The 19,324-nt window shown below is 62.4% G+C and carries 19 protein-coding genes; 11 read left to right on the forward strand and 8 right to left on the reverse strand.

Translation table 11 applies throughout. The annotated features are described in order from the left end of the window. Positions 1 to 95 precede the first annotated feature (95 nt). Entirely contained in the window at positions 96 to 1,955 is a 1,860-nt protein-coding gene (gene ilvD / locus ABGM93_RS12305) for a dihydroxy-acid dehydratase (RefSeq protein ID WP_319772517.1), read from the reverse strand. A gap of 232 nt (positions 1,956 to 2,187) precedes the next feature. Further along, positions 2,188 to 2,847 carry a hypothetical protein gene (locus tag ABGM93_RS12310; protein WP_321499839.1) on the reverse strand — a complete coding sequence of 220 codons (660 nt, stop codon included), beginning with the start codon at positions 2,845 to 2,847 and terminating at the stop codon, positions 2,188 to 2,190. Between the two features lie 294 nt (positions 2,848 to 3,141). Between ABGM93_RS12310 and rmuC the strand changes: the two genes are divergently transcribed. The 3 genes from rmuC to ABGM93_RS12325 are packed head-to-tail and all read left to right on the forward strand — an operon-like array spanning position 3,142 to position 5,772. Further along, positions 3,142 to 4,335, forward strand: a complete 1,194-nt coding sequence (gene rmuC, locus ABGM93_RS12315) for a DNA recombination protein RmuC (protein ID WP_321499841.1) — start codon at positions 3,142 to 3,144, stop codon at positions 4,333 to 4,335. A 55-nt stretch (positions 4,336 to 4,390) separates the two neighbouring features. Next, positions 4,391 to 4,735: a metalloregulator ArsR/SmtB family transcription factor gene (locus tag ABGM93_RS12320; protein ID WP_321499843.1), complete on the forward strand. Its 345-nt coding sequence runs from the start codon at positions 4,391 to 4,393 to the stop codon at positions 4,733 to 4,735. Continuing rightward, positions 4,732 to 5,772 (forward strand): permease, encoded by a 1,041-nt coding sequence (locus tag ABGM93_RS12325; RefSeq protein WP_321499845.1) that lies wholly within the window; start codon positions 4,732 to 4,734, stop codon positions 5,770 to 5,772. The genes ABGM93_RS12320 and ABGM93_RS12325 overlap by 4 nt, the downstream gene beginning before the upstream one ends. Here the strand turns inward: ABGM93_RS12325 and ABGM93_RS12330 are convergent. Continuing rightward, positions 5,769 to 6,206, reverse strand: a complete 438-nt coding sequence (locus tag ABGM93_RS12330) for a MarR family transcriptional regulator (protein WP_321505866.1) — start codon at positions 6,204 to 6,206, stop codon at positions 5,769 to 5,771. The genes ABGM93_RS12325 and ABGM93_RS12330 overlap by 4 nt on opposite strands. A 308-nt stretch (positions 6,207 to 6,514) precedes the next feature. Here ABGM93_RS12330 and ABGM93_RS12335 point away from each other — a divergent pair, with 308 nt between their 5' ends. Together ABGM93_RS12335 and ABGM93_RS12340 are read left to right on the forward strand one after the other, a co-directional pair. Continuing rightward, a complete protein-coding gene (locus ABGM93_RS12335; RefSeq protein WP_321499847.1) occupies positions 6,515 to 6,943 on the forward strand; it encodes an organic hydroperoxide resistance protein in 429 nt (142 codons plus the stop codon). 137 nt (positions 6,944 to 7,080) lie between these two features. After that, complete coding sequence (locus ABGM93_RS12340) at positions 7,081 to 8,037, forward strand: glyoxylate/hydroxypyruvate reductase A (protein ID WP_321499849.1); 957 nt, start codon at positions 7,081 to 7,083, stop codon at positions 8,035 to 8,037. 20 nt (positions 8,038 to 8,057) lie between these two features. On the opposite strand, the gene ABGM93_RS12345 is transcribed toward ABGM93_RS12340, so the two are convergent. Further along, the gene (locus ABGM93_RS12345; protein ID WP_321499852.1) at positions 8,058 to 8,522 is read right to left on the reverse strand and encodes a MarR family winged helix-turn-helix transcriptional regulator; all 465 of its coding nucleotides are present in this window, start codon (positions 8,520 to 8,522) and stop codon (positions 8,058 to 8,060) included. Positions 8,523 to 8,650: 128 nt separating this feature from the next. Between ABGM93_RS12345 and ABGM93_RS12350 the strand changes: the two genes are divergently transcribed. The 5 genes from ABGM93_RS12350 (at position 8,651) to phnD (ending at position 15,113) form a co-directional block, all read left to right on the forward strand. Continuing rightward, the gene (locus tag ABGM93_RS12350) at positions 8,651 to 9,082 is read left to right on the forward strand and encodes a PaaI family thioesterase (protein ID WP_321499854.1); all 432 of its coding nucleotides are present in this window, start codon (positions 8,651 to 8,653) and stop codon (positions 9,080 to 9,082) included. Between the two features lie 184 nt (positions 9,083 to 9,266). Next, a complete protein-coding gene (locus tag ABGM93_RS12355; protein WP_321499856.1) occupies positions 9,267 to 12,122 on the forward strand; it encodes a DUF2339 domain-containing protein in 2,856 nt (951 codons plus the stop codon). Positions 12,123 to 12,235: 113 nt separating this feature from the next. After that, the gene (locus ABGM93_RS12360) at positions 12,236 to 13,267 is read left to right on the forward strand and encodes a histone deacetylase family protein (RefSeq protein ID WP_321499858.1); all 1,032 of its coding nucleotides are present in this window, start codon (positions 12,236 to 12,238) and stop codon (positions 13,265 to 13,267) included. A gap of 210 nt (positions 13,268 to 13,477) precedes the next feature. Further along, entirely contained in the window at positions 13,478 to 14,077 is a 600-nt protein-coding gene (locus ABGM93_RS12365; RefSeq protein ID WP_321499860.1) for a LysE family translocator, read from the forward strand. A 31-nt stretch (positions 14,078 to 14,108) separates the two neighbouring features. Continuing rightward, positions 14,109 to 15,113, forward strand: coding sequence for a phosphate/phosphite/phosphonate ABC transporter substrate-binding protein (phnD, locus tag ABGM93_RS12370; protein ID WP_321499862.1), 1,005 nt, complete (start codon positions 14,109 to 14,111; stop codon positions 15,111 to 15,113). A 12-nt stretch (positions 15,114 to 15,125) separates the two neighbouring features. Here phnD and ABGM93_RS12375 read toward each other — a convergent pair whose 3' ends face one another. The 4 genes from ABGM93_RS12375 to ABGM93_RS12390 form a co-directional block, all read right to left on the reverse strand. Next, positions 15,126 to 16,586, reverse strand: a complete 1,461-nt coding sequence (locus ABGM93_RS12375) for a bifunctional enoyl-CoA hydratase/phosphate acetyltransferase (RefSeq protein ID WP_321499864.1) — start codon at positions 16,584 to 16,586, stop codon at positions 15,126 to 15,128. A gap of 153 nt (positions 16,587 to 16,739) precedes the next feature. Next, positions 16,740 to 17,309 carry a TadE/TadG family type IV pilus assembly protein gene (locus ABGM93_RS12380; protein WP_321499867.1) on the reverse strand — a complete coding sequence of 190 codons (570 nt, stop codon included), beginning with the start codon at positions 17,307 to 17,309 and terminating at the stop codon, positions 16,740 to 16,742. A gap of 3 nt (positions 17,310 to 17,312) precedes the next feature. Further along, entirely contained in the window at positions 17,313 to 17,876 is a 564-nt protein-coding gene (locus ABGM93_RS12385; RefSeq protein ID WP_321499870.1) for a TadE/TadG family type IV pilus assembly protein, read from the reverse strand. Positions 17,877 to 18,005: 129 nt separating this feature from the next. Next, positions 18,006 to 18,497 (reverse strand): pilus assembly protein N-terminal domain-containing protein, encoded by a 492-nt coding sequence (locus ABGM93_RS12390; protein WP_321499872.1) that lies wholly within the window; start codon positions 18,495 to 18,497, stop codon positions 18,006 to 18,008. 530 nt (positions 18,498 to 19,027) lie between these two features. On the opposite strand from ABGM93_RS12390, the gene ABGM93_RS12395 reads away from it, so the two are divergent. Continuing rightward, positions 19,028 to 19,231 (forward strand): Flp family type IVb pilin, encoded by a 204-nt coding sequence (locus ABGM93_RS12395; protein WP_321499874.1) that lies wholly within the window; start codon positions 19,028 to 19,030, stop codon positions 19,229 to 19,231. The last annotated feature ends 93 nt before the right edge of the window (positions 19,232 to 19,324 follow it).

The raw sequence follows: 19,324 nt of genomic DNA on the forward strand, positions 1-19,324 counted from the left end.
CAAAAACGGCGCGAAACGGGGCTTTTCCCGTTTCGCGCCGCCAGAAATTTCAGACGCCGGCACTCCTGAAGGCCGGCAATCGGCCCCGTGACAGCCTAGTGGCGCTCCACCTGACTGACATCGCGCACCGCACCACGGGCGGCAGAGGTCGCGAGCGCGCCATAGGCACGAAGCGCTTGCGTGATCTTGCGCTTGCGCGGCTTGGCAGGCTTCCAGGCATCCTTGCCCTTGGCCTCCATCGCGGCGCGACGGGAAGCCAGAACCTCGTCGGAAACCTGCAGCTCGATCTTGCGGTTCGGGATATCGATCTCGATCAGATCGCCCTCTTCCACCAGGCCGACCGTACCGCCTTCGGCGGCTTCCGGCGAAACGTGGCCGATGGAGAGCCCCGAGGAGCCGCCGGAGAAGCGACCGTCGGTGATCAACGCGCAGACCTTGCCGAGCCCCTTCGACTTCAGGTAGCTCGTCGGATAGAGCATTTCCTGCATGCCTGGGCCGCCCTTGGGACCTTCATAGCGCACAAGCACGATGTCGCCAGGGTTGATCTTGCCGGTGAGAATGTCGCTCACCGCCTGATCCTGGCTTTCGCAGATGCGGGCCGGGCCGGTGAATTTCAGGATGCTCTCATCAACGCCGGAGGTTTTCACGATGCAGCCATCCTCGGCGAGGTTGCCGAAGAGCACGGCCAGACCGCCATCCTTGGAGAAGGCATCGTCATAGGCGCGGATGATGCCGCCCTTGCGGTCCGTGTCGACCGCGTCATAGCGGCGGTTCTGGCTGAAGGCCGTCTGGGTCGGCACACCGCCGGGCGCGGAACGGAAGAATTCGTGCACCGCATCGCTGTTGGTGCGCATCACATCCCAGCGGTCCAGCGCATCGCCCATGGTAGCGGCGTGGATCGTCCCGACCGACTTGTCGATCAGGCCCGCGCGCTCAAGCTCACCCAGAATGCCCATGATGCCGCCTGCGCGGTGAACATCTTCCACATGCACGTCGGCAACCGAGGGCGCGACCTTGCACAGCACGGGCACGCGGCGCGACAGGCGGTCGATATCGGCCATGGTGAAGTCGACCTCGCCTTCCTGGGCAGCCGCCAAAAGGTGCAGGACCGTATTGGTGGAACCACCCATCGCGATGTCGAGCGACATGGCGTTTTCAAAGGCCGGAACGGTCGCGATGTTGCGCGGCAGCACACTTTCATCGTCCTGCTCGTAATAGCGGCGCGCCAGATCGACGATCAGGTGACCGGCCTCCACGAAAAGACGCTCACGGTCGGCATGGGTTGCCAGCACCGTGCCATTGCCCGGCAGGGCGAGGCCTAAGGCTTCCGTCAGACAGTTCATGGAATTTGCGGTGAACATGCCGGAGCAGGAGCCGCAGGTCGGGCAGGCGTTCTGCTCGTAGGTTGCCACATCGGCGTCGGAGACGCGGTCATCGGCAGCAACGATCATTGCGTCGATCAGATCGACGGACTTAGCCGTGCCGTCTTCCAGCACCACCTTGCCCGCTTCCATCGGGCCGCCGGAGACGAAGATCACCGGAATGTTGAGCCGCATGGCGGCCATCAGCATGCCCGGGGTGATCTTGTCACAATTGGAGATGCACACGATGGCGTCGGCGCAATGGGCGTTGACCATATACTCCACGCTGTCGGCGATGATCTCGCGCGAAGGCAGCGAATAGAGCATGCCGTCATGGCCCATGGCGATGCCGTCATCGACCGCGATGGTGTTGAATTCCTTGGCGACGCCGCCGGCTTTTTCAACCTCGCGGGCCACGAGCTGGCCGAGATTGTGAAGGTGTACGTGCCCCGGCACGAACTGCGTGAAGGAATTGGCGATAGCAATGATCGGCTTGCCGAAGTCGCCTTCCTTCATGCCTGTGGCGCGCCACAGACCGCGGGCACCGGCCATGTTGCGGCCATGCGTGGATGTACGAGAACGATACGGGGGCATGAGCGAACCTCATCAGTCTTGTTGAGCTGGCCGTCCCGGCAATTTTGCCATTTCTGGCATCCTGGCAATCTTGTTGGTTGGTCGGCTGGCTTTATCCGGCGTCCCTTTTCGCAGCTTTCAAAGGCTAAAGAAAGGTCACAGGTCGCAAATGCGGTACGCCGCCAACGCAAGATTATTGCGTGGCGCAATGGCCACGTGGGGCACTTCGTGCCTCGCCACATGGCCAAGACCATCAAAGAAGTCCGGCATATCGCAACATCGTGAAGATCTGCCAGAACCACGGCAAGGCCAGAACCACAAGAACCGCGCGCCTCAGAGACAGAGAGGGAAACCGGCTCAGCAGATACCCGGTCAAGGTCGGCAATATCAGTATGAGCGCCATCGCCGTCAGCGTTCCGGCGGCTGCGGAAACGATCATCGTGGAAAGAGCAGCATACTCAGCCGCGGTCCCCGCAATGGACATGCTTGTCACATTGATGAGCGGAGAAAAGAACAAGCCGCCCCATGCCACAAGCCCCCATAGGCCTTGTTCCAACCAGGATCGGGCCCGAGTAGGCCCATCGCTTTTCAGGAAACTACGCACGATCAGAGCCAGCATCATCATGGCGATGCTGAACAGAACGTAGGATCGCATCTGGTTGAACCAGAGCGGAAGCCAAATGGCCTTCTGGTACATGCCGGTGAAGTAGCCGAACGCGATCATGGAAAAACCAAGGGCCAAAGTCGTCAGCAGCAAGGCGCGCGACGTCAGAAGACGGGCTGTGACCATGAAAGGCAAAAAGCTGATGAGCGCCCAGATCTCCGGCATTGCCAGGAAAGTTGCAGAAGTGAACCGTTCCAGCTTGGCCAGAAACTCCCATTGGCCAAACGAGAAAATTGAAATGTACTCCACGCCGTTTACCCCTGCTGCAACGTGCGACCGGACCTCGCTTTGGGGGCTACGTCGCAGACGCGGGGGGACACTGCAAGACGCAACCAAGCTGGAAGCCGCCCCTTCAACGTCATCCAGAGGAAACCCGAATGGGTTGCCGCGAATGATGTGCCGCGCATACCGGCCTCAATCCATGGCGAAGGGACCGATGCCCCGCCGCCCGATAATCCTTCCCTTCTCTGCATCCGCCCCGAATCGTTCTATGTTTGTTTCATGGATTTCTCGACACCGTTTTTGCAGGTTTCTGGACACTGGATGACGCTTGGCGAGGCAATGCTCTTTGCCGGTTCGGGCGCGTTCGTGTTGCTGGTGGTCGTGCTGATTGTCAGCTTGCGCCTTGCGCGCGCTCGTCGCCTGGCCGAGCGGGCCACAATCCACCATGCCCGCGAGCTGGAAGCGCGCATCGATACGCTGCTCAATACGCAGGCGGAAATGACCGGCCGCATGAAGACCATGGCCGAGCATCTGGGCTCGCGCCAAACCGATCTCATGCGCTCGGTCAACGAGCGGCTCGACGGGTTCGGCCACAGGCTCGGCCAGTCCATGGCGCAAAGTTCCAAAAGCACGCAGGAAAGCCTCACCCATCTGCATGAACGCCTTGGCATCATCGACCGGGCGCAGAAGACCATCACCGATCTTTCCGGTCAGGTGGTGGAGTTACAGCAGATCCTGTCCAACAAGCAGGCGCGCGGGGCCTTCGGACAGGGGCGGATGGAGGCGATCATTCAGGACGCCCTTCCGGAGACCGCCTACAGCTTTCAGGCGACGCTCTCATCGGGAAGCAGGCCGGACTGCCTGATCCACATGCCGAACGGCGCGCTGCCGCTGGTCATTGATGCGAAATTCCCGCTGGAAGCCTTCAACCGCATCCGCGACGAGGAGGAAGATACCAAGGCGGCAAGCGCCCAGTTGCGGCGCGATGTGGCCAAACACGTGATCGATATTCGCGAGCGTTATCTCCTGCCCGGTGAGACGCAGGACACGGCCTTCATGTTCGTGCCGTCGGAATCGCTCTTCGCGGAGCTTCACGAGAATTTCTCCGACATCGTACAGAAGGCGAACCGGGCGCGGGTGGTGATCGTCTCGCCTTCGCTGCTTCTGCTCTCGATCCAGGTGATCCAGTCGATCCTGCGCGATGCCCGCATGCGCGAGCAGGCCCATCTCATTCAAGCGGAAGTCCGTCACCTGATGGAAGACGTGACACGGCTCGACGATCGCGTCAGCAAGCTGCAGCAACACCACGGGCAGGCCGCGCGCGATATCGAGCAGATCCTCACCTCCACCTCCAAGATCACGCGCCGCGGCGAGCGGATCGAGGCGCTGGAGCTGGGCGAGGATGCGGCATTGCCGGAGGTCGGCACGCGTGCAGACGAGGCCGCGCGCGAAACGCTGGACGACGACAATGTGCTTCCAATCCCCTTGAAACCCAGCGAACCGGGCTCACGATAGGGGGGCAAGCGCGCAGACGCTTGCGCTGACCCTTCATTTCTATATAACTAGTTTTATGGTTATATCATGCAGCCCCCTTTCCATTGAAGAAGCCGCGCAAGGTTTTGCGGCCATCGGATCGCAGGCCCGGCTTTCGGTCGTGCTGGCGCTCGTGCGCGCGGGCCGTTCCGGACTGAGCGTCGGCGATATCCAGGCGCGCACCGGCATGGCGGCCTCGACGCTTGCCCATCACCTGCGCTTTCTCGCCTCCGCGGGCCTGATCGAGCAGGAAAAGGAGGGCCGCAGCGTCATCAACCGCGCGGCCTTTGAGAGGCTCGAAGCCCTGGCTGGATACATCATGGCCCAGTGCTGCGCGGACGAGGCAATGGTGCCGGAGATTTCCAGGGAGATCGCAACATGAGCGATATCGCCCAAAGCGCCCTGTCCCCGATTGAGCGAGCCAAGCCCTGGCTGACCTCACCCTGGGCGCTGATCACCTACCTGGTGGCGGGTCTCGCGCTGCTCGATCCGGGCCAGGTCCTGCCGATCGGCGAAATCGCGCTGCGCGCGCTGGCCGGTACGCTGCCCTACATCGTCATTGCGGTGCTGCTGCTGGCCTATTTGAAGGGAGCGGGCGCGGAGGCCATGATCTCGCAAGCCTTCAAGGGACGCGAGACGCGGATGATCGTTCTGGCCGCGCTTTTCGGCGGGCTTGCGCCCTTCTGCTCCTGTCAGGTGATCCCGTTTGTTGCCGGTCTTCTGGCGCTTGGCACACCGCTTCCCGCCGTGATGGCCTTCTGGCTTTCCTCGCCGCTCATCGATCCCAGCTCCATCCTGATCACCGCCGCAGCACTCGGCTGGCCGATGGCGATTGCCAAGACCCTTTCCGCCGTAGGCCTCGGACTTTTCGGCGGCTTTGCACTCAAGGGCATGATAGGCGCGGGCTTCTTCAAGGATGCGCTGCGTGCCGAGGCGGCCCCTTCCGGCTGTTGCTGCAAGGCGCGCACGACGATCGGGGCAAAGCCGGTCTGGCAGTTCTGGCGCGAAGACGCGCGCCGGACGATCTTCCGCACCGAGATGACTTCCAACGTGCTCTTTCTCTTCAAATGGCTCGCACTTGCCTATGTGCTGGAAGGGCTGTTGGTGACCTATGTGCCCGCGCAAACCATCGCGGGGTTCGTGGGCGGCAGCGGGATCGGATCGATTGCCACGGCAGCCATCGTCGGCATGCCCGCCTATCTGAACAGCTATATCGCCCCGCCGATGGTTGCAGGACTGATGCAGCAGGGCATGGGATCCGGTGCCGGGCTGGCCTTCATGGTGGCGGGGGCTGTGAGCTGCATTCCCGCCATGGCCGCAATCTGGTCGTTGGTGCGCAAGGCCGTCTTCGCCGCCTATATCGCCTTTGGCGTCATCGGTGCGATTATTGCCGGAGCTGTTTTCGAACTGATCGTCTAGGGCCCGGCTTTGCGCGCTGACGCTTCAAGGCCGCTGCGAAGACGTTCAAGCCCCTGCTTGAGCGCCTTCAACTCGTCGAGCCCCATTCCGGTCGCTTCCACGATACATTCGGGGACAAAATCCGCCTTGTCCCGAAGTGCCCGCCCCTCCTGCGTGAGACTGACACGGACGACCCGCTCGTCCTCCCTGTCGCGGCGACGGGTGAGAAGGCCGGCAGCCTCAAGACGCTTGATCAACGGCGTGAGCGTGCTGGATTCCAGACCAAGCGCGCCACCCAGATCGCCCACCGTGCGCCCTTCGCGCTCCCAGAGCGCGACCATCACCAGAAACTGCGGATAGGTGAGGCCGAGCTTGTCGAGCAGAGGCTTGTAGACCCGGTTGAAGCCGTGGCCCGCGCCATAGACCGCAAAACACAGCATGTTTTCCAGCCGCATGATCTCGTGGGGAAGCATGCCATCGGGCAAGGCAGAGCCAGAAGCGTCCGGTGCTTTCTCATTCGGCTTGGCGAGGCTTCTCTCAGGATCTGTCATGGCGCTCTCTCACTGTTGCGACGTAAATATATAGCACACGATTTAATCGCAAGACTTGACAATCAGCTCCATGCACCCTTTATATCGTGCACGATATTTTTTCGCACGATGCTCTCTGGATCATCGAACCCAATCGGTCCGAGCGCGTTTCACAACGCAGCCCGACGATGGGCCCGGCCCTTGATCCGGCCTTCAACAGGAAAGGAAACCTCATGTCCCTCAATGTTCTCTATCGCACCTCCTCAAAGGCAACCGGCGGGCGCGACGGCTCCGGCGAAAGCCTCGACGGCAATCTGAACGTCAAGCTCGTCACCCCGAAGGAACTGGGCGGGGCCGGTGGCGAGGGCACCAACCCGGAGCAGCTTTTCGCAACCGGTTATGCGGCCTGCTTTCTCGGTGCTCTGAAGCTCGTGGCCGGCAAGGCCAAGGTGAAGTTGCCGCCGGAAACCACCATCACCGCAACCGTCGGCATCGGCCCGTTGAGCGATGGCGGCTTCGGTCTGGACGTGGCGCTCTCGGCCTCCGCGCCGGGCGTTGAAAAGGCCACGCTGGAAGACCTTGTCGCCAAGGCACACGAGGTTTGCCCCTATTCCAACGCGACCCGCGGAAACATCCCGGTGACGGTGGCAGTTGAAGACTGATCTTCGGACACGGCCTTCTTTTCGCCGGGCAAACGGTTGGCAGCGTGCCGCCGCGCTTTTAAGGTGAAGGCCCTCATGCGCTCCGGATCGACCTCGGTCCGGAGCGCCGTTTTCCTCCAGAGACGACGGACCTTCCAATGGCGCTCTTGATTGCCGTGAACGGCTGGGACAGTGAAAGCTGGGCCACGCGTTTCTCCGCCCTCCTGCCCGATCACGACATCCGTCGCCATCCCGAGACAACGGGCGAGCTGTCCGACATCCGCTATCTTCTCGGCTGGAAGACGGACCCGGAGCTCGTTGCCGCGCTGCCCAATCTGGAAGTGATCTTCTCGCTCGGCGCGGGCGTCGATCATCTTCTGAAGAACCCCGACCTTCCCGATGTGCCGATGGTGCGGATCGTCGATCCGGACCTGACCATGCGCATGAGCGAATGGGTCATCCTTCAGGTGCTGTTGCACCACAGAAAGGACAGGCTCTATCGCGCACAGCAGGCCGACCACCTCTGGAAGGGCGCGGATGTGCCTTCGGCCAATGCCGTGCGCGTTGGCATTCTCGGACAGGGTGTTCTGGGCGCGGATGCCGCACGCAAGCTCGCGCTGCTGGGCTATCAGGTTGCGGGCTGGAGCCGCACCCCGAAATCCGTTGAGGGCGTGGTGTCCTTCAGCGGCGAGGACGGGCTGAACACCATGCTCAGGCGCACCGATATTCTGGTGAACCTGCTGCCCCTCACCCCTGCCACAACCGGTCTCATCGACTATGATCTTCTCTCAAAGCTCTCCAGCGACGGCCAGCGTCACCCCGATTGCGATGCGCCGATCCTGATCAATGCAGGACGCGGCGGTTCTCAGGTGGAGGACGATATCCTTCGCGCGCTCGATGACGGTACACTCGCCGCCTGTTCGCTTGATGTGTTCGAGAACGAACCGCTCACCGCCACGTCGCCGTTCTGGGATCATCCCAGAGTGAGCCTCACCCCGCATATTGCAGCTGATTCCGATCCGCAGGCGCTTTCCGTCTATGTGGCGGAACGCATCCGCGCCTATGAGGCGGGTGAAGGGCTGATCAATGTGGTGGATCGCACAGCCGGCTACTAGACCGGCCGATCAGCCCACGCTCAAGTCGCGGGTCCAGTCGCGGAACTTGCGGGCTGGATGCTCGCGTTACGCGCCGCCTGTTCCGCCTCCCCCAGAAGCTCCCAGAGCAGGGCGAGGCGCTCGCCGCCCATGGATTTGGCAATCGCGGTTTCCGCGCGCCGCCATCCGCGCCAGGCCTCCACAAAGACCGCATGTCCGGCGTCCGTCACCTGATGGCGGTGCAGGCGGGCATCTTCGGTCTCCTCCACCGTCACCCAGCCGAGCCCCGCCATCCGGTCGAGCGTACGGGTCATGGTGGTGCGGTCGGTGCCGAGCGTTTCGGCAAGCGCCGTGATGCCGCGTGCGCCTGCGCGCTCAAGCTCGGCCAGAACGGCGAATTGCACGATGGAGACGCCGGTTCCTGCAAGGGCTGAATCATAGATGCGCGACAGCAGCCGATCGGCCTTGCGCAGCCGATAGCAGGTGCAGTTGAGATCGTCGCTCATGCCCCCCCCGCAGTGATTTGCGTGCCTTTGCACGGAAGAATTCAGCCGCTGCAACACTAGACACATGCCGCTCTTGGGGCAAGAATGGATGGGATTAAGTGTAACAGCACGTATATGGGAGAAGGTGCGTGAACGAAGATCAGCTGACAAGCGACAACAGCGTTCGCTACGGGCTCGCCACGCGGGAGGAGATCGCACATATGAGCGGGCTTGAGGTCATGCAGGCGCTGATTGCCCGCAAGTTGCCCGCCCCGCCCATGGCGAAGACACTGGATTTCTGGTTGCGGGAGGTCGGCGAGGGAACCGCCATCTTCACGGGAAGACCGTCCATTGCCTTCTACAACCCCCTCGGCACGGTTCATGGCGGCTGGGCAGCCACCTTGCTCGATTCCGCACTTGGCTGTGCGGTCCAGACGACACTCGCGGCGGGCGAAGGCTACACGACGCTGGAATTCAAGGTGAATTGCACCCGACCCATCCTGGAAAACTCCGGTGAGATGATTTGCGAGGGCGCATCGTTCACCGAGGACGGCGCACGGCGACGGCGGAAGCCACGTTGAAAGATGCCGACGGCAAGCTCTACGCCCATGGCAGCGAGACCTGCATGGTCTTTGCGCCCTGACCCCGATGTCTGCCGGGTCAGGCGCTTGCCCGGCAGACCCCCGCACTTCCTGTCCTTGCGAAAGTTCGCAAGCTCTGCTTTTGTGCTGAGCTTTCAACGTAAAGGGTTTGGCGGGACGCCTCATGTTTGACGATACGGCCTTCGCCTTGCTCATCCTGATCCCCCTCACCGTCGCCGTCTTTTCCGTCTTCGGCTTTGTCGGCTGGTTGAGAACGAGAGCCCTGCGCGAAAGATCCGGACTTCTTGAACGGGAGCTGAAGCACGTCCGCGAACGCCTTGCCATGCTCGAAGGCAAACAGGGCGATGGGCGGATGACTCAGCCCGCCGCCACGGCCCCGACCAAGCCCGCCGAACCCGCAGAGCCCGCCGAGCCCACTGAACCCGCCGAGCCCACTGAGCCCACTGAGCCCACGAGCGCGGACAAGCCGGACACCTCCCCCCCTGCCGGGCAAAGCCAGGGGGCGGCGGCAAAGCCGTTTATGGAAAAGTCCCGCATCCCCAATGTCGCGGCAACCGCTGCGCCCGTCGACAGGATCTTCGGCGAGACCGACGCGCCGCGCGAACCCAAGACCTCCGTGGCTTCAAACCGCGGCTCCCTTGAGGACAGTCTCGGTGGAAACTGGACAGTGTGGATCGGCGGTCTGGCCCTGGTGCTGGGCGGCGTCTTTCTCGTGCGCTATTCCATCGAGGCCGGCCTGTTGCCACCGATCGTCCGGGTTCTCATGGGCGGAGCCTTCGCACTCCTTCTCATCGGGCTTGGCGAGATCACGCGACGGCGCATGCCGGAGGAGCCTTCCAGCAAGACCCGCGCCTACATTCCCGGTATCCTAACGCTTGCCGGTGTAACCTCCGCCTTCGCCAGCGCCTTTGCCGCGCACGCGCTGTACGGGCTCATCGGCCCGGCAGCCGCCTTCGTGCTGATGGGGGCGGTGGCGCTTTTGACGCTCGCCGCTTCGTTGCTGCACGGGCCGATCATCGCCAGCGTCGGGCTTGTCGCCTCCTACGGCATGCCGTTTCTGGTTTCCTCCGAGACGCCCGCAATGGCGCCGCTGGTGCCATACGTTCTCTTCGTGACACTCGCAGCCTACGCGGTTTCCAACATGCGGCTCTGGCGTTGGCTGGCGATTGCGGCGGCGGCCGCCACTGTGCTGTGGGCCCATATCCTGAGCGCGATGGCTCTGCCTGCCGATGTGCTGCTGCTGGCGCTTTACAATCTCGGCGCACTGGGCCTTGCGGCATGGTTCCTCGTGCTGACGCTCTATCCGCGCGGTTCGGACCGCGACGACCAGAAGCCGGACTGGGTCGTCAGCGCCATTCTCGCAGCCCACGCCCTGCCAGTCCTCTACCTGCTGCAGATCGATCTTTTCTCCACCGTCTCGGTGGCGACACTTTTCATCACGCTTGCGGCGCTGCTGGTGCTGGCCTGCGAATGGCCCGCTGTGGGCGCGGTGGCCATCGCTGCCGCAGCGCTGGGTGGCCTTGCCCACCTCACTTTCAAGGTGCCCCTGGGACCAGACTCCTTTGCGCCGGACATGGCTGCAGACCCGGTCATCGCCTCCGCCCTCCTGAACCCGGAAACACAAAGCTACCTGCATTTCGGCCTCGCCATTGCAGGCCTGCTCGCCATTGCAGGACTTGTCGGGAGTTGGCGTTCCGCCGCGCGCTGGGCGTTGGCCGCGGCAGGCACTGCCGGGCCGCTTGCGGTTTTCGGCGTCGCCTATCTGCGCACGGATACGGCGGGCCTGGAGGTCATGTTCGGCATCACCGCCCTTGCCATGGGCGCAGGCTTTGCGGCGGCAACCGCCCGGTTCGAGACATGGCTGCCGCGCCGCGCCGCAACCCGAGAGCTTGCCGTGGCAGCCTATGCCATTGCAACGATCGCGGCGCTTGTCTCCGGCATGGCCATTCTTTTCGAGGAAGGCTGGCTGGTCATTGCCCTGGCGTTAATCACCACCGGCATTGCCTGGGTGGAAACCCGAAAGGAACTTCCCGTCCTGCGTTGGCTGGCCGTCGCCGTCGCTGCGCTTTGCGGTTACGTGGTCCTGCGCGAGCCGTCCATCGCGGGCGAGGCGCTGGGAACGACGCCGGTCTTCAACTGGCTGCTCTATGGCTACGGTGTGCCGACCCTCGCCTTCGCGGCAACGGCCTGGCTGCTCGGCCGGCGCGGCAAGGACTGGCCGCAGACATTCTTTGAGGCATTGGCGACCGGTTTTGCGCTGGCAACGCCCGCCATGCTCATCCATCACGCCATGAACGGCGGCGACATGCAGGCGAGCGTGGACACGCTGGCGGAAGGAAGTCTCCTGACACTTCTGGCGCTCACCGGCGCCATCGCCCTCCAGATGCTGAACGAAAGAAGCGAAAGCAAGGTTTTCGAATTCGGATCGCAGCTTGTCGGCGTCATCGGCTTTGCGATGATCGCGCAGGTCAGCCTCTTCACCCTGAACCCCTGGCTGACGGGCGAGGACATCGGCACAGGTCTGTTCTTCAACGTGCTGTTGCCCGGCTATCTCCTGCCCGCGCTGCTGTTGGGCTATCTTTATCGCCAGTCCTTACGCGTGGAGAGACATCCGTTCTACATTCTGGCAGCCGGTATCCTCGCGGGCATCCTCGTCTTTGCGTGGGCCACGCTAGAGGTGCGCGCGGTCTTCCATCGCCCGCGGCTCGATCTCGGCGCGATCGGCGACAGCGAGCTTTACACCTATTCGCTGGTCTGGCTGGCGCTCGGCATCGTGCTTCTCGTGGCCGGCGTCTACACCCATTCGCGGGCCTTGCGGGCAGCGTCCGGCGCGGTCGTGGCACTGACCGTCGGCAAGGCCTTTCTCATCGACATGTCGAGCCTCACCGGCATCTGGCGCGCGCTTTCCTTCATCGGGCTCGGCGTCGTCCTTATCGGTATCGGTGCGCTCTATCAGAGGTTGTTGCGCCAGACACAGACACCGTCACCTCAAGACGAGACACCCGAAGGCCATGACTGACGAGAGCGACGTTGCGCCCATAAATTCATCTCGCAGGCGCGCGCTCATTCCGCTACCCCGGAAGGGTCAGACAGATAACCTTTCGCAAATGACACCCTTTCAAGAGTAACAACATGAAATCCGTGTTCTCAGAACGTCAGCTCCTCCACACCCCCTCCGTGGAGTTGTCCGACGGAGCAATGGTTCCGGCGGTCGAATTGCCCTCACGCGCGGAATATGTGCGCGACCGCATTCGCGAAGTGCGCCTTGGCGACATCATCGACCCGGTGGCCTTCGGTCGTACGCCCCTGGAGCGCGTCCATGACGCCGACTATCTCGACTTCATGGAAGGCTTCCGCGCACTTTACGAGGCCGAAGGCCGCAGCGGCGAAGCCTTTCCCTTCGTGTGGCCGACACGGGGCCTGCGCGCCGACGTGACGCCGCGCCATGTGGACGGCCTGCTCGGGCGCTATTCCTTCGATGCCGGGACGCCCATTGGGCCGAACAGCTGGGAAGCCGCCAAGGTGAGCGCCGACACGGCGCTGACGGCGGCCAAGATGGTGGCCGAGGGCCTGCCCAATGCCTTTGCGCTGTGCCGCCCGCCGGGCCATCACGCCATGACGGATCGGTTCGGCGGCTACTGCTTCTTGAACAATGCCGCCATTGCCGCCCAGTTTCTGCGCGACAACGGGGCCGAGAAGGTCTCCATCCTCGATGTCGATTACCATCACGGCAACGGCACGCAGGAGATCTTCTACGAGCGCTCCGACGTCCAGTTCCTGTCTCTGCATGCCGACCCGGCGGTCGAATATCCCTATTTCCTGGGCTACCAGGACGAAACAGGCGCGGGGGCGGGCGAAGGCTACACGCGCAACTGGCCCATGCCGCATGGCACGGACTGGTCGGTCTGGGGCGCCTCCCTCGACCAGGCCTGCAAGGATGTTGCGGATTTCGGTGCCGATGTGCTCGTCGTCTCGCTGGGGCTCGATCCTTACGAGAAGGACCCGATCTCCAAGTTCAAGCTTGTGAGCGACGATTTTACCCGTGCGGGCGAACGGATCGCCAAGCTCAAGATGCCGACGCTTTTCGTGATGGAAGGCGGATATGCCATCGATGCGCTGGGCGTGAACTGCGTCAATGTGTTGAGCGGGTTCGAAGGCGGCTGAGCCTGCAACGGCGCACTGAACACCTTGCCCGGCCCGGCCCTTATCCGGTCCGGCCGGGCCTTGGCGGAGAACCGCGAACCACAATGACAGGGCATGCAGAAAACGCAGGGCAGGGGTGGCATTTTGGCACCTTGTGGAGGACACCCTCCGGGAGCATGAGAAGCGCCGCATTCGCGCATTTCCTCTCACGCTTCCGGCCAAGGTTTTCCCATGTCGTGGCTCCTGTTCATTCCCGCCTGCTTCGCGCTCAACATGGCGCCCGGCCCCAACAACATCACCGCCTTCGCGACCGGTGCCCGGCTCGGCTTCTGGCCTGGCTTTCTGGCAGCGCTCGGCCGGCTGCCCGCCTTTGCCTTCCTGATCACGCTGACTGCGATCGGGCTTGGCGCGGCCCTGACCGCCTCAGCCGTCGCCTTCACCGTGATCAAATATGTGGGCGCGGCCTATCTGGTCTATGTGGGTTTTCACATGTTGCGGGCCCGGGTCGACACCACGGACATGCCCGCGGCGCAGGACATCCGTTCGCTGATGCGCCGCGACTTCCTCATTGCCATCACCAACCCCAAGGCGATCGCGATCTTCACCGCGGTCTTCCCGCAGTTTCTCGACCTCTCCCAGCCCGCCGCCCCCCAGTTTGTCTGGATCGGGGGCACATTCCTGTGTCTGGAGACGGTGGCAATCGCGATCTATGTCGCCGCGGGCACGCTCCTGAGCGGGGTCATCAACCAGACCGCCATTGGCGGCGCGCTCAACAAGGCGGTGGGCGGGTTCCTGGTGTTTTCCGGAGCGGCGCTCGTTCTGGGGCACTGATTATCGCGGAACGGGCTTACGGAGTGCAGACATGAGCCTGCGCAAGCATTTGGCCGCATTGGTGCTCAGCTGCGCGGTTGCGGGCTTCGGCGCGCCTGCGCTGTCGCAAGATCCTGCCCCCGGCTCCGAACCGGCGGATTTGCCGACGCTTCAGAGCGAGACGCGCCCCGAAATCGAGACGCTTTCGCGCCCTTCCCTTCCCGAGTGGCGGCAGGAAATCAATGTCCTTCGCATCGGGATACTGGCGCCAAGCGGCACCGGGCGCGAGCTGCTCATGGCCGATCCGTTCCGCCTCCACATGCAGGAGACGCTCGGCCTGCCGGTGGAGCTGATCCCGGCGCGCGACACCCGCGCCCTGATCGACGCCATCGTCAATGGCCGGATCGACTATGCCCGCATGAGTGCATCCGCCTTCTCCACGGGCTGGGCCCTGTGCCGCTGCCTTGAACCGCTGGCGACACCGCAGGCGGCGGACGGAACACGCGCCTATCATGCAATCGCGCTCGCGCCCGCCAGATCAAACCTTAGCCGGCTCGTGGATCTGGAGGGAAAGGCCGTCGTCTTTTCCGAACCGACTTCCCTGACAGGCTATTTGCTGCCGGTCGCAACCCTGCGCGCGCAAGGCATCGACACGACCCGCTTCTTCGCACGACAAAACCATGCCGCCAGCCCGCGGGCGGCCATTTCCGCCATGTTGCGCGGGGACTATGACGTTGCCTTCGCATGGTCGAGCCTGGCCGGCGACAAGGCTGAAGGCTACAGCCGCGGGCCGTTGCACCGGATGGTGCGCGACGGCGCGCTTTCCATGGGCGATGTCCGCATCGTCTGGCAATCGGATGCGATCCCGCACCCGCCGCAGGTGGTCAGGGCAAATCTGCCGGAAGACCTGAAATCGCTCCTGCGCGCCGCCCTGTTCGACCTGTTGCAGGCCGACCCGGAGGCATATGATGCCGCTGAGCCAGCCTTTTCCAGCGGCTTCGTGGCCATCAGCCGCGACGACTACGCCCCGCTGCTGCACGCCTTTTCGCCCAATTGAGACCGTTTGCCGTCAAACCGTTTCCGGGGTGTCGAAGCGCCGGGGCGCTCCGGTGAGAGCTTCGGGCTCCTCTTCCGCCGGACTGACCGCCGCAACGCCCGTCTTCTGCCAATGTGCAAAGAGCAAGGCCAGCGCGCAGGATGCAAGGCGGGAGCGGTCGTCATCGGCCCGGCTGGTGAGGATCACCGGCACTCTTGCCCCCAGAACGACGCCCGCCGCTTGCGCATGTGCAATGAAGGTCAGTTCCTTGGCCAGCATGTTGCCAGCCTCCATGTTCGGCATGATCAGCACATCGGCATGCCCGGCCACAAGAGACGTGATGCCCTTGGTACGGGCCGCATTCACATCGACCGCATTGTCCATGGCGAGCGGCCCGTCAACGATGCCGCCTCGTATCTGACCACGTTCCGCCATTTTCGACAGGATCGCGGCATCAAGCGTTGAGGGAATGGACGGGTTCACCGTCTCCACAGCCGACAGGACACCGACTTTCGGCGTCTCCACACCCATGGACCGCGCCATGTCGATCGCATTCTGGGTAATGTCGACCTTGGTGCTCAGGTTCGGAGCGATGTTGATCGCGGCATCGGAAATGATCAGCGGAGCGGGGCGGCCAGGCACATCCATGATGAACGCATGGGTGATGCGGCGCGTGTCGCGCAGGCCGTGATCGCGAGCAATAATCGGCTTCAGCAACGTGTCGGTGTGGAGATGGCCCTTCATGATCGCAGCGGCACGCCCTGCATGAACCAGCGACACGGCCGTCTTGGCCGCCTCGACCTCACTATCCGCCTCCACGATCTGACAGCCGTCCAGCGACTGGCCGATCTTTTCCGCAACAGCTTCCATGGCCCCGCGTTGACCGATCAGGATCGGCTGCATGAGGCCCGCTTGCGCGGCAAGGATCGCCCCGTTCAGCGAAGAGGCCTCGTCCGGCCAGACAACGGCGGTCGCCAGCGGTTCCAGCGTCTGCGCACGTGCGATCAGCTGGTTGAAATGCTGGTGTCGCTCCACCAGGATCTGCGGCACTTCGTGATCATCGAGAATGATCTTGCGCGCGGGCGCTTCCACCATCCCTTCACCATCGGCGACCAACCTGCCGCCAGCATCCTCGACACGCGCGCCCACGCGCAGGAGATTGTCTGGCTCCTTGGCAAGGATGGTGACGGTCACGGTCAGCGTCTCGCCGACATGAACGCGCTCCAGAAAGCGGAAGCTCTGGGACCGATAGATGGTGCCGGGGCCGGGCAGCACATTGCCGAGCACCGCGGATACGAGCGCCCCCACCCACATGGCAGGCGCAAGCGCCTTGTTCTTGCGCCCGTCCCCGTTGTGATCGAAATCCGGCAGGTTGAGCGGGTTCAGATTGCCGGAGGCATTGGCGAAGATGTAAAGGTCGTTTGCCGTGCAAACGCGGGTAATGCTCGCGCTGTCACCGACGTTGATCTCGTCATAGGTCTTGTTTGCGACCATGCTTATCGCCCTGCACTTGAACCACATTATGCCCTGCTGCGGGGCATGATCGCCCAGTGCAGGATCGAGACGCGTTATTGCAATGCAATATCACGTTGCGGGAGGCAGCGTCGAGATAGTAGGCACCCGAGTGCGAACTGAAAAACGCCTCGGTCAGCAGCCGGGATCGCTGATCGTTTCCACAAGGCGCGGGCGCAGGAAGAAAGTCTCACCCATTTCGATGCCATTGGGAATGATCGCATCGAATGTCGGCCGGTAGGAATAGGACGACACGGTGATGATCAGGGACGTATTGGCGAGTTTCAAACCGTCGGGGATCGTGATTGGAGGAGAACCGCCGGTCGGCCAGGCTCCGGACCCGTTCGTGCAGCTCCACGCGACGGTCGCGTTCGCGTCCTCATCGAAAACCACGCTGGCGATGACGACATTGAGCCCGTCGGAAGGATAAGGCTGCATGATCGCACCGGCGGCGGCATAGATATCGGTGACATCAGAGGCGGAAACAGAATCGCTCTGGGCGACCAGATCGCCAACGGTATATCCGGCCTGCGTGACCTTGCGGTTGTAGGTGAGAGCGCGCGTCAATTCCGATGCGCCCAGAAGAAGCAAGATCAGAACCGGCAGGATGAGGGCGAATTCGACGGCCGCCACCCCGCGCTGACATTCGATGAAACGTGATGGCAGGATGGCACGAAACCACAAACCGGACCCCTTCTCCGTCATGGCTTAACTCCCACCCGCGCGCTCGGGGAACGGTTCGGTCCGAAAGGCCTGCACAGCCCCGAGAAGACGACTTCCATCATCAAGATCTGCGAAATTGACCCCCATGTAGGACCCTGTGTAGGGCCAGCGATAGAAAACCCGCACGACGACGATTTGCGACGGCCCCGGATTGACATAGGTGAAGTTGTCGTTGTTGAGCTTGCCGTCCTCAACCGGTGGCCGCGAGTTGATCCCGGCAAAGGTCTCGAAGGTCCGCACATCGATCGCCAAGCGATCATTGGTGAAGAAGCTGGGCAATTCGCTCATCACGGACGCCCTGAACGCCGCCGCATCGAAGTTTTGCGTGTACGCCTGGCCGGTGCGAATGAGGCGTGCGGCGTCGGCGGTTGCATTGTCGAGAATGCGACCGGCAAAGAACATCAGGCCGATTTCGATGATGCCCACGATCAGCGCGAAGAAAGGAACGGCAACCATCGCGAATTCGATGGCGGTGACACCGGATTCATCGCGGCAAGCGCGACGGAAAACCGTGAACGCTCTGCGCGCCAACAGCCCACTCGGGCTCATATGCCGCGAACTCACGTTCTTCATTCGACCTTCATGCGTCATTCTTGCTGCCTTGCGGCTCCACCCGTTTCAAGCCGGAGGCCGCCGACAGATCGGTTGTAACGGCAGGCCTTCTCACAAGAACGGACACTATTGACCGGACTGACCTTCGCCGCCCCCCTCAGACAGGGCCCGGCGCTGCGAGACCTGCTTGTAGGTATTGTCAAAGAATTCCTTATCATCACCGATATTCAGGTGCGGCTTGCAAGCAGGCGTACAGTCGTAACTGTAGGTCTCTTTCGCGCGCATGAGCGTGACCACCGATCCACCCGGCGGCTCAACCGCGATGACTTCATCGATGATCGGATTGCCTGCCTTGTTGAGAATGACCAGATTGGTCGTGCCATAGGCTTTTCCGGTGATCACCAGGGTGGTGCGGTCATGCATCGTGGCATCCGCGATGGCGGGGTTGCCGATGATGATCGTGTCCGCCGGCTCGTCTATCCGAAAGACCTTCGCCCGATCGGTGACCACCTTGACCACGCCTTCAGCATAAGTCGGCGCGCAGGACAGGGCCGCGCAAAGGGCGGAGGCAGCAATACCGGTAACGACCGGCAGGGCCCGCAGAATTGAGGAACGCATGGATCTCTCCGCTTATGCTTTCTGTGCTTGGCAGTCCTCGATCCTGCCGGTTTTTGGTGAAGGAATGCCTAACGCTATGGGAGCTCGTGTCGTGAATGACGGAACCGACTTGCGAAAAACAAACATGGTATTTGTTGCGATCTCACTCTTCCCAATTGCCGGTATTTGTGTCGATTGCGGACCGAGGTCTGACCGGATGAGCCAGCCCCACGCTTCTTGCCAAACCAGCTTGCCAACCCAGCGCCCATCGTGATTAACAAAATTCAAATGCACGCCGCCCAACATTAGCAGTATTCATTCACGCCTCCTTCCCCAGAGACGCATTTCGCGAAACACTCGACATCTCGGTTTTATTACAACCATTCCTTAACCATGCCTGCTCTTGCTTTCGTGTATTGCAAAAGACCGCCTCATATTAACTTGATCGAAACGACTGAGCGTTAGGTTTCATACTCAGTTTCGAGCGGCAAACAAACAACAAGCCCGCCGAACAGGTGCTGTCAAAACCACGTGGATTTAGGAGCTAAACCATGAAGACCCTTCTTGCCCGTTTCGCGAAGGACGAATCTGGCGCTACCGCTATCGAGTACGGCCTGATTGCTGCCCTCGTGGCTGTCGCTCTCATCGGCATTCTGGGCACCATGAGCGGGAGCCTGCAGGGCACGTTCCAGTCTGTTTCCGACGCGCTGAGCGGCGCCGGCGGCACCGGTGGCACCGGCGGCACCGGCGGCTAATCGCGCGCCTGTGTAGCTGATCGGATCATTTTATCCGGACAAGCTGCTTTTACTGAGCGTCTGCACCATAAGCGATCGAAGCGCGAATGACCC

The sequence above is a fragment of the Breoghania sp. genome, assembly GCF_963674635.1.
In the GTDB taxonomy this organism is placed as follows: domain Bacteria; phylum Pseudomonadota; class Alphaproteobacteria; order Rhizobiales; family Stappiaceae; genus Breoghania.